This is a genomic window from Methylobacterium frigidaeris, assembly GCF_022179185.1.
In the GTDB taxonomy this organism is placed as follows: Bacteria; Pseudomonadota; Alphaproteobacteria; order Rhizobiales; family Beijerinckiaceae; genus Methylobacterium; species Methylobacterium frigidaeris.
In genome coordinates this window covers 1-9021 of sequence record NZ_BPQJ01000092.1, presented here as the reverse complement: position 1 = coordinate 9021, position 9021 = coordinate 1, and the positions used below count along the sequence as shown (strand labels likewise).

Here is a 9021-nt window from a genome sequence, read left to right as displayed (position 1 = left end):
GCCGGCGCTGATGCGCCGGTCGCCTTCGCGTCGATGCGAAGGCGCGAGGGTATGACATCTCCTCCCGTCCAGGCTCCCCTTGCCGCTCCCGGCGCCAGCGCCTAAGAGCGCGCGGCCCCCGCGGATCTAAGCGTCGCGCCCCTGTCGCGCGGCGCCCTGGACAGGAGTTGCCCATGCGCCCCTCGAAGCGCGCCCCCGACGAGCTGCGCAAGGTCACGCTGGAGCGGGGCGTCTCGCGCTACGCCGAGGGCTCGTGCCTCGTCACCTTCGGGGAGACCAAGGTGCTGTGCACCGCATCGCTCGAGGAGCGCGGGCCGTCCTGGCTGCGCGGCTCCGGCAAGGGCTGGGTCACCGCCGAGTACAGCATGCTGCCGCGGGCGACCCACGACCGCAACCGGCGCGAGGTCAATGCCGGCAAGCCCTCCGGCCGCACCCAGGAGATCCAGCGCCTGATCGGCCGCTCGCTCCGCGCCGTCGTCAACCTGCCGGCGGTGGGCGAGCGCCAGATCGTGGTCGATTGCGACGTGCTCCAGGCCGATGGCGGCACCCGCACGGCGGCGATCACCGGCGCCTGGGTCGCGCTGCACGAGTGCTTCACCTGGATGCGCGGCCGCTCGATCATCTCGGTCGACCCGATGCGCGACCACGTCGCGGCGATCTCCTGCGGCATCCACAAGGGCACGCCCGTGCTCGACCTCGACTACGCCGAGGATTCCGGCGCCGAGACCGACGCCAACTTCGTCATCACCGGCAGCGGCGGCATCGTCGAGGTGCAGGGCACCGCCGAGGTGAAGCCGTTCTCGGAAGAGGAATTCCTCAGCCTCCTGCGCCTCGCCAAGACCGGCGTCGCCGAGCTGGTGGCGCTCCAGAAGCAGGCAATCGGCTGATGGCCCGGCTCCTCACCGGGCGGGTCGTGATCGCGACCCACAATGCCGGCAAGCTGCGCGAGATGCGCGAGTTGCTGGCCCCCTTCGGCGTCGAGGCGGTCTCGGCCGGCGAGCTGAACCTGCCCGAGCCGGATGAGACCGGTACGATGTTCGCCGAGAACGCCGCCATCAAGGCGCGGGCGGCGACGAACGCCACGAGTCTCCCCGCCTTCGCGGACGATTCCGGCCTCTGCGTCGATGCGCTGGACGGGGCGCCGGGCCTGTTCTCCGCCCGCTGGTCCGGCGGCTCGAAGGACTTTTCCGGCGCGATGGCGCGCATCGAGCGGGAATTGACCACGCGCGGTGCCACCGGCCGGCGGGCGCATTTCGTCTCGGCCCTGGTTCTGACCTGGCCGGACGGACACGAGGAGCTGTTCGAGGGAAGGGTTTTCGGCGAGCTGGTCTGGCCGCCCCGCGGCGACAAGGGCTTCGGCTACGACCCGATGTTCAAGCCGGACGAGAGCCCGCTCACCTTCGGCGAACTCAGCTCGGAGGAGAAGCACGGCATCGACTGGGCGACCAGCCAGGCGTTGTCGCACCGCGCCCGCGCCTTCCTGGCGCTCGCCGCCGCCTGCCTGCGCCGGCCCGGCTGACCGAGACCGGCCGAGCGAGAAAAGGCGCCCGCTCCGAGGGGAGGGCGCCTTTGTCATGTCGAGAGCGGGAACGGCGGCGCCGTGCCCTCTCGCGGGTTACGTAAGGCTATGCGACGGTCAGACCGACATCGACGTTGCCGCGGGTGGCGTTCGAGTACGGGCACACCTGGTGGGCCTTCTCGACCAGCGTCTCGGCGGTCTCCTTGTCGAGACCCGGCAGCGAGATGGTCAGGTCGGCCGTGATGCCGAAGCCGCCCTCGGAACGCGGGCCGATGCCGACCTTGGCGGTCACGGTGGTGTCGGCCGGGACGGCGATCTTCTCCTGGCCGCCGACGAACTTCATCGCGCCGAGGAAGCAGGCGGCGTAGCCGGCCGCGAAGAGCTGCTCGGGGTTGTTGCCGGCGCCGCCGGCGCCGCCGAGCTCCTTGGGGGTCGACAGCTTGACGTCGAGGCTGCCGTCCTGGGTCTGCGCGCGACCATCGCGACCGCCGGTCGCCGTGGCCTGGGTGGTGTACTTCACGTCGACGGACATCGGGGCTCTCCTCAAGTCGGGGCGGCCTTGGCGCGCCGCAGCACGGTCATAGATCGAATTTAGGTTGTGCGCAATTTGTTTTTGTGCGCCGCCCTGGCTATGATCGGAGCGGCCTCGGACACGGATTGTTGCCGGGGCTACGGTCAGGCCCCGCTCGACGGAGCCCCTTTGAGGAGCGGGACATGTCCGAGATCGACGCGCACGGCCGAAACGGCGACCGGCGAGACACCGGCGAGAACGCCGGCCAAAACGCCGGCACGGCCGACGACCTGCTCCTCTCCAGCCAGATCTGCTTCGCGGTCTACTCGGCGGCCCACGCCTTCAATCGGATCTACAAGCCCCTCCTCGACCGGATCGGCCTGACCTACCCGCAATACCTGGTGCTTCTCCTGCTCTGGGAGCAGGACGGGCAGACGATGAAGACCCTAGGTCAGCGCCTCTACCTCGATTCCGGCACTCTGACGCCACTGCTCAAGCGCCTGGAGGCGGCGGGGTTGGTCAGCCGGGCCCGCGACGCCCAGGACGAGCGGCTGATGCGCATCAGCCTGACCGAGGCCGGCGCGTCCTTGCGCGAGAAGGCGACGCCGTTCCCGCACGAGATCGTTTGCGCCGCGGGCCGGCCGGCGGAGCGGCTGGTGGCCCTGCGCGACGAGATCCTGGCCCTGCGCGACAGCCTGCACGCGGCTGCGGCGCCGGATCGCGGGGCGGCCTGAGGGGCGTCAGAGCATCGGTAGCTGCCGCGGCTCCGGCCCGCGCGGGAAGGCCGCGTCGATCCGGGCGAACTCGGCCTCGCTCAAAGTCAGGCTGCCGCCCCCGGCATTCTCCGCCGCATGGGCCGGGCTCGAGGCCTTCGGGATCGTCAGGACACCGTCGCCGCGGGTGAGCGCCGCCAGCGCCACCTGCCGCGGCGTGGCGTCGTGGCTCTCCGCGATCTCCGCCAGCACCCGGCCGCCCGGAGTCGCGGGTCCCGGGAAGCTGTCATGGCCGAACGGGCTGTAGGCCACCACCGCGACGCCGTGGCGCCGGCACCAGGGCAGGACCGAATGCTCGATCGCCCGCTCCTCCAGATGATAGAGCACCTGGTTGCAGGCGATGCGGTCGGGACCCGCCACGGCCAGAGCCTCGTCGAGGTCATCGGCGTCGAAGTTGCTGACGCCCCAGGACAGGATCTTGCCCGCTCGCACCAGGTCCTCGAAGGCCGCGAAGGTCTCTTCCAGGGGATGGGGCCCGCGCCAGTGCAGGAGGTAACAGTCGAGCCGATCGGTGCGCAGGCGCTTGAGCGAGCGCTCGCAGGCCTCGACCGTGCCGCGGCGGGAGGCGTGTCCCGGCAGCACCTTCGAGACGAGGAAGACCTCGTCGCGCCGGTCTCCGATCGCCTCGGCGATCAGGGGTTCGGCCTCGCCGTACATCTCGGCGGTGTCGACGTGGCTCATCCCCACATCGAGCCCGCGCCTCAGGGCGGCGGCCGCCACGGTGGGCTCGCCCTCGTCGAGGTACCAGGTTCCCTGCCCGATCACCGGCACCGTGGGCCCGGTGCGTCCGAAGGGTTGCCGTCGCATCGCGCGCTCCTGCGATCTGTGCCGTCCTGGGGCGTGCGGCACCCGGAGGACAAGGGCAGATCCCGGAGAATGCACGGTTTTTTACGGATCGTCGCGGGTCGGGGTGCGGGATGCGGCGCTCCCGAGAGGAAAAAAGACCTTCTCCCCAGACGCGTTCTTCAAAAAGAACATTCCGGTTGACAGAAAGTCCGCTTCCGGGTTCTGTGCCGGCCCGCCATCCGGCTTGAGACCTTTCGCTGAAGGACCCCAATGACCGCTCCCGCCTCCCCGACCGCCCGGACCCGCGCGCCGTGACGGCCCCCGTCCGCGTGCCGGCGCCGGTGGACCTGAGCGACCGGCTCGGCGAGTCCGACGCGCTCGTCAGGCTCGAGAGCGTGGCGAAGACCTACACGGCGCGCCGCGGCGCTGGCGCGGTGACGGCGCTGGAGGACATCGACCTCTCCGTGCCGCGCGGCCGGGTGCTCGGCGTCATCGGCCGCTCGGGCGCCGGCAAGTCGACGCTGATCCGCCTGGTCAACGGGCTCGAGCGGCCGAGCCGGGGCCGGGTGATCGTCGCCGGGGCGGAGATCTCGAGCCTGTCGGAATCCGCCCTGCGGGCCGAGCGCCGCGGCATCGGCATGATCTTCCAGCACTTCAACCTGCTCTCGGCCCGCACCGCCGCCGGCAACGTCGCGCTGCCCCTCGAAGTGGCGGGCTACGACAAGGCCGCGATCCGCGCCCGGGTGGCGGAGCTCCTCGACCTCGTCGGGCTCGGGCCGCAGGCCGACCGCTATCCGGCCGAATTGTCGGGCGGGCAGAAGCAGCGCGTCGGCATCGCCCGGGCGCTCGCCACCAACCCGAAGGTGCTGCTCTCCGACGAGGCGACCTCGGCCCTCGACCCGGAGACCACCCGCTCGATCCTCGACCTGCTCGGCCGGATCAACCGGGAGCTCGGCCTGACGATCCTGCTCATCACCCACGAGATGGCGGTGATCCGGGCGATCGCCCACGAGGTCGCGGTGCTCGATGGCGGTCGCATCGCCGAGACGGGCGACGTGTTCGAGGTCTTCACCCGGCCGAAAGCCGCGATCACCCGCACCTTCCTCGACGAGGAGACCGGCCGTACCCTGCCGCCGGCACTCGCCGCCCGTCTCAGCCCCGGCCTGGTGGCGGGGGAGGGGCAGCAGGCGGTCCTTCGCATCACCTTCCGGGGGCCGCACGCTACCGATCCGGTGCTCGCCCAGCTCACCCGCGACGCCGACATCCCGGCGGGCATCCTGTCCGGCACGGTCGACGAGATCGCCGGCCGCCCGTTCGGCACCCTGGTGGTCGGCATCGCCGCCGATCCCGGGACCGTGGAGCGGGCCAAGGCCTTCCTCGCCGCCCGCGGCCTCGACGTGGAGATGCTCGGCACCCTCGACCTCGCCGGCTGGCAGCGGACCGCCGCTCCCGCCGTCACGGATTCCCACCATGTCGCCTGAGCTCCTTCGCCTCCTCGTCCAGGCCACCCTCGACACGCTGCAGATGGTGGCGGTGGCGGCCTCCCTCGGCACGCTGATCGGCCTGCCGCTCGGCGTCTTCCTCGCCACCAGCGGCCGCGGCGAGCTGCTGGCCGCGCCCTGGCTCAACCGGGTGCTCGGCCTCGTCGTCAACGCCACCCGCTCGACGCCCTTCATCATCCTGGTGGTGGCGATCATCCCGTTCACCCGGCTGATCGCCGGCACCTCGATCGGCACCACCGCCGCGACCGTGCCGCTGACCGTGGCGGCGACGCCGTTCATCGCCCGCCTCGTCGAGGGCGCGATCCGCGAGGTCGATGGCGGCCTCGTCGAGGCGGCCCGGGCCTTCGGGGCGAGTCCGCTGCAGATCGTCATCAAGGTGCTGATCCCCGAGGCCCTGCCCGGCATCGTGCTCGGCCTCACCCTGGCGGTGGTGTCGCTGATCGGCTTCTCGGCGATGGTCGGCGCCGTCGGCGGCGGCGGCCTCGGCGATCTCGGCATCCGCTACGGCTACCAGCGCTTCATGCCCGAGATGATGCTCGCCGTGGTGGTGGTGCTGATCGTCCTGGTGCAGCTGGTGCAGACCCTCGGCGACCGCCTGGCCCGGCGCATGAACAAGCGCCTGCGCCACGGCTGAACCCCTTACCCCGTCACTACCCTCGGAGCGTGAACCCGATGCTGCGTACCCTCACCCTGGCGGTCCTCCTCACCGCCGTCAGCCTGCCGGCGCTCGCGCAAGGCCAGCGCGTGCGCGTCGGCGTCACGCCGGGCCCGCACGCCCAGATCCTCGAGGCGGTGAAGCCGATCGCCGCCAAGAAGGGCCTCGACCTGCAGGTGGTCGAGTTCTCGGACTACGTCGTGCCGAACGAGGCCCTGTCGTCGGGCGAGCTCGAGGCCAACTCGTTCCAGCACCAGCCCTATCTCGACAACCAGAAGGCCGATCGCGGCTACAAGATCGAGAGCGTGGCTCAGACGGTGAACTTCCCGATGGGCGTCTACTCGAAGCGCCACAAGAGCTTCGACGCGGTGCCGGCGGGCGGCGCGGTCGCGATCCCGAACGATCCCACCAATGGCGGCCGCGCCTTGCTGCTCCTGCAGGACAAGGGCCTCCTCAAGCTGAAGCCGAATGTCGGCTTCAAGCCGAGCGTCGCCGACATCACCGAGAACCCGAAGCGCCTGCGCATCATCGAGGTCGACGCGGCCCAGACCCCGCGCTCGCTGGACGATGTCGATGCGGCGGCGGTCAACACCAACTATGCCACCGCGGCCGGCCTGAAGCCCTCTGACGCGATCCTGAAGGAGGAGCCGAAAGGCCCCTACGTCAACGTGATCGCGGTGCGCAGTGCCGACAAGGACAAGCCCTGGGTCGCCACGCTCGTCGAGTCCTACCGCTCGCCGGAGGTGAAGAGCTTCATCGAGGGCAAGTTCGGCGGCGCGGTGCTCACCAGCTGGTGAGCCGACCGGGACGGATCCGGCCCCCTGGCTCGGAACTTGTCCACAGAGGGCCACGTCGATTGCGACGTGGCCGTGAAACCAAACGCGGCCGTGCGCGTCTTCTCAGCACGGCCCGACTGACGGGCTGGCCTTACCTCTCGAGGTGCCCGATGAAGATCCTCACTTCCGCCCTGGTCGCGGCCGTCCTCACCGCCGCCGCCGTTCCGGCCTTCGCGCAGGGCGGCTCGCCCTACAACAACTCGGGCTCGCAGGCCGGCGGCCCGCTCGGCGGCGTGCAGCGCGAGATGGGTGCCCCCGGCGGCGCGCCGGCCGTCGGCGCCGCTCCGCGCGCCACCATGCAGCCGACCATGCGCACCAAGAAGCGCATGATGAAGCAGCGCCGCATGCACCGTCACCACCACGCCCGCTGAGCCGAGCCAGACAATTCATCCCGTTTCGGCGCGTTCGTCCGGCTGCTCGAGCCGCCTGGCGGGCGCGTCGTCGCGCATACGGGGCAGCTCGATCGCGCCCGATCGCGCCCGCGCCGCAGTGTCGCGAGTCGAGCGGTCCTGGCGTCGTCAGTCCACCTTCTCGTCCGGGTAGACGCCCCAGAGCCGGTCCTGCCGCATGTAGCCGTCGACGTCGCCGCGCTTCTGGGGCAGCGCCACCACCAAGCGGCACCAGGTCTTGTCACAGGATTTCACGCTGCCGATCACCCCGGCCTGGAGCTGCGCCACCACGCCGCTGCTCGGATCCGCCCGGTCGTAGAGCGGCACAGGCGCGCCCTTGTCGGTGCCGCGGTTCAGCACCACCGCGGTGCGCCGGCCGGAGAGCAGCGAGTGCAGCACCCAGCCCTCGGTGCCCTCGGAATCGCGGATGCGGCGCCAGGTCTCGAACTCCGCGATGATCTCGACCGGCAGGCCGGCGCGCTGGAACACCCACAGGGTGCGGTGGTCCTTGGACGGCCCCTCGCGCAGGTTCACCCGGTCGGTCTTCAGGCTGACGTAGCGTGGCAGCGGCAGCTTCGTCGCCGGGCCGATGGTGACGCCGATCTCGCCGGGGGCGGGGTTGGCGGCGGGCGCCGGGGGCGCGGCGGCGGCGGGCGTCGCCAGGGCGGCGAGCAGCAGAGCGACGAGGAGGCGCGGGTGGAGCATCTGCGGTCGGTCTCCCATCCGGCGGCACAGGGTCAGCGGCGCGGATTGTCTTCCCGGTGGCCTCTGCTAGAGAGGCCGCCGGGCGTCGAGCCCCGGCCGGATCGAGGGGCGTACCGGCCCCTATCGCCGGAGTATGGTTAACGGGGCGTAACGACGCCTGTGGCCCGCACCAAGGCGGGGCTTTTCGCCGGGCCGCCGCGTCGCTTAATCTTCGTGGCACGCAGCGCCCGTCATCGCGTGTCGGGGCCGCGCGGGCAGGCCGGGAGGCCCGCCCGGGGGCAGGGGAGGGATCATGTCGTTGAAGCGCAAGCCGCTCGTGGTGGTCACCCGGCGCCTGCCGGACGTCGTGGAGACGCGGATGCGCGAATTGTTCGACGCGCGCCTCAACCACGAGGACACGCCGCTCACCGGCGCCGCCCTGGCGCAGGCCCTCCAGGAGGCCGACGTGCTGGTGCCGACGGTCACGGACGAGATCGACGCCTCGCTCCTCGCCCAGGCCGGCCCCAACCTGCGCCTGATCGCCAATTTCGGCAACGGCGTCGACCATATCGACGTCGGCGTGGCCCTCCAGCGCGGCATCACGGTCACCAACACGCCGGGCGTGCTGACCGAGGACACCGCCGACATGACCATGGCGCTGATCCTGTCGGTGGCGCGCCGGGTCACCGAGGGCGCCCGGATCATCCCGGAGGATGCCTGGTCCGGCGGCTGGTCCCCGACCTGGATGCTGGGCCGCCGCATCACCGGCAAGCGCCTCGGCATCGTCGGCATGGGCCGCATCGGCCAGGCTCTCGCCCGCCGCGCCAAAGCCTTCGGCCTCTCGATCCACTACCACAACCGCCGCCGGGTCGGCGCCCGGATCGAGAGCGAGCTCGAGGCGACCTATTGGGAATCCCTCGACCAGATGCTGGCGCGGGTCGACATCGTGTCGGTCAACTGCCCGCACACGCCGGCGACCTACCACCTGCTCTCGGCGCGGCGCCTGAAGTTGCTCAAGCCCGAGGCGGTGGTGGTCAACACCGCCCGTGGCGAGGTGATCGACGAGACCGCGCTCGCTCGCCTGATCGAGGTCGGCGACATCGCGGGCGCCGGCCTCGACGTGTTCGAGCAGGAGCCGGCGGTGAGCCCGCGCCTCGTCAAGCTCGCGAAGGCCGGCAAGGTGGTGCTGCTGCCCCATATGGGCTCGGCCACCCACGAGAGCCGCGTCGACATGGGCGAGAAGGTCATCATCAACATCAAGACCTTCCTCGACGGCCACCGGCCGCCGGACCGGATCCTGCCCAGCATGCTGTAATACCCTCGCGCCTTCGCATCGACGTGTCGATGCGAAGGCGAGCGGCGCATC

General features: G+C 71.2%; 11 protein-coding genes. 8 read left to right on the top strand and 3 right to left on the bottom strand.

Annotated elements, in window-relative coordinates; genetic code table 11:
- Nucleotides 1-173 precede the first annotated feature (173 nt).
- Both rph and rdgB read left to right on the top strand, forming a co-directional pair.
- On the top strand, nucleotides 174-887 hold the full coding sequence (gene rph, locus MFF64_RS35915) for a ribonuclease PH (RefSeq protein ID WP_099908248.1): 714 nt from the start codon (nucleotides 174-176) through the stop codon (nucleotides 885-887).
- Entirely contained in the window at nucleotides 887-1519 is a 633-nt protein-coding gene (gene rdgB / locus MFF64_RS35910; RefSeq protein ID WP_099908247.1) for an RdgB/HAM1 family non-canonical purine NTP pyrophosphatase, read from the top strand. Before rph ends, rdgB begins: the two co-directional genes overlap by 1 nt.
- A 106-nt stretch (nucleotides 1520-1625) precedes the next feature.
- On the opposite strand, the gene MFF64_RS35905 is transcribed toward rdgB, so the two are convergent.
- A complete protein-coding gene (locus tag MFF64_RS35905; RefSeq protein ID WP_099908245.1) occupies nucleotides 1626-2051 on the bottom strand; it encodes an organic hydroperoxide resistance protein in 426 nt (141 codons plus the stop codon).
- 182 nt (nucleotides 2052-2233) lie between these two features.
- Between MFF64_RS35905 and MFF64_RS35900 the strand changes: the two genes are divergently transcribed.
- Entirely contained in the window at nucleotides 2234-2764 is a 531-nt protein-coding gene (locus MFF64_RS35900) for a MarR family winged helix-turn-helix transcriptional regulator (RefSeq protein ID WP_099908243.1), read from the top strand.
- Between the two features lie 6 nt (nucleotides 2765-2770).
- On the opposite strand, the gene MFF64_RS35895 is transcribed toward MFF64_RS35900, so the two are convergent.
- Entirely contained in the window at nucleotides 2771-3610 is an 840-nt protein-coding gene (locus MFF64_RS35895) for an aldo/keto reductase (RefSeq protein ID WP_099908241.1), read from the bottom strand.
- A 290-nt stretch (nucleotides 3611-3900) separates the two neighbouring features.
- On the opposite strand from MFF64_RS35895, the gene MFF64_RS35890 reads away from it, so the two are divergent.
- The 4 genes from MFF64_RS35890 (at nucleotide 3901) to MFF64_RS35875 (ending at nucleotide 6953) form a co-directional block, all read left to right on the top strand.
- A complete protein-coding gene (locus MFF64_RS35890) occupies nucleotides 3901-5070 on the top strand; it encodes a methionine ABC transporter ATP-binding protein (protein WP_099908239.1) in 1170 nt (389 codons plus the stop codon).
- Nucleotides 5060-5725 (top strand): methionine ABC transporter permease, encoded by a 666-nt coding sequence (locus MFF64_RS35885; protein ID WP_099908237.1) that lies wholly within the window; start codon nucleotides 5060-5062, stop codon nucleotides 5723-5725. The genes MFF64_RS35890 and MFF64_RS35885 overlap by 11 nt, the downstream gene beginning before the upstream one ends.
- Before the next feature lie 38 nt (nucleotides 5726-5763).
- Entirely contained in the window at nucleotides 5764-6543 is a 780-nt protein-coding gene (locus MFF64_RS35880) for a MetQ/NlpA family ABC transporter substrate-binding protein (RefSeq protein WP_099908235.1), read from the top strand.
- A 149-nt stretch (nucleotides 6544-6692) separates the two neighbouring features.
- Nucleotides 6693-6953, top strand: a complete 261-nt coding sequence (locus tag MFF64_RS35875) for a hypothetical protein (RefSeq protein WP_099908233.1) — start codon at nucleotides 6693-6695, stop codon at nucleotides 6951-6953.
- 147 nt (nucleotides 6954-7100) lie between these two features.
- Here the strand turns inward: MFF64_RS35875 and MFF64_RS35870 are convergent, their stop codons facing one another.
- Nucleotides 7101-7676: an SH3 domain-containing protein gene (locus MFF64_RS35870; RefSeq protein ID WP_207768256.1), complete on the bottom strand. Its 576-nt coding sequence runs from the start codon at nucleotides 7674-7676 to the stop codon at nucleotides 7101-7103.
- Between the two features lie 289 nt (nucleotides 7677-7965).
- Between MFF64_RS35870 and MFF64_RS35865 the strand changes: the two genes are divergently transcribed.
- Nucleotides 7966-8970, top strand: coding sequence for a 2-hydroxyacid dehydrogenase (locus MFF64_RS35865; protein ID WP_099908229.1), 1005 nt, complete (start codon nucleotides 7966-7968; stop codon nucleotides 8968-8970).
- Nucleotides 8971-9021: the final 51 nt, after the last annotated feature.

Bases quoted from the DNA above. Each gene is read 5' to 3' on its own strand.
- rph (WP_099908248.1), top strand. From the start codon at position 174: ATGCGCCCCTCGAAGCGCGCCCCCGACGAGCTGCGCAAGGTCACGCTG.
- rdgB (WP_099908247.1), top strand. From the start codon at position 887: ATGGCCCGGCTCCTCACCGGGCGGGTCGTGATCGCGACCCACAATGCC.
- MFF64_RS35905 (WP_099908245.1), bottom strand. From the start codon at position 2,051: ATGTCCGTCGACGTGAAGTACACCACCCAGGCCACGGCGACCGGCGGT.
- MFF64_RS35900 (WP_099908243.1), top strand. From the start codon at position 2,234: ATGTCCGAGATCGACGCGCACGGCCGAAACGGCGACCGGCGAGACACC.
- MFF64_RS35895 (WP_099908241.1), bottom strand. From the start codon at position 3,610: ATGCGACGGCAACCCTTCGGACGCACCGGGCCCACGGTGCCGGTGATC.
- MFF64_RS35885 (WP_099908237.1), top strand. From the start codon at position 5,060: ATGTCGCCTGAGCTCCTTCGCCTCCTCGTCCAGGCCACCCTCGACACG.
- MFF64_RS35880 (WP_099908235.1), top strand. From the start codon at position 5,764: ATGCTGCGTACCCTCACCCTGGCGGTCCTCCTCACCGCCGTCAGCCTG.
- MFF64_RS35875 (WP_099908233.1), top strand. From the start codon at position 6,693: ATGAAGATCCTCACTTCCGCCCTGGTCGCGGCCGTCCTCACCGCCGCC.
- MFF64_RS35870 (WP_207768256.1), bottom strand. From the start codon at position 7,676: ATGCTCCACCCGCGCCTCCTCGTCGCTCTGCTGCTCGCCGCCCTGGCG.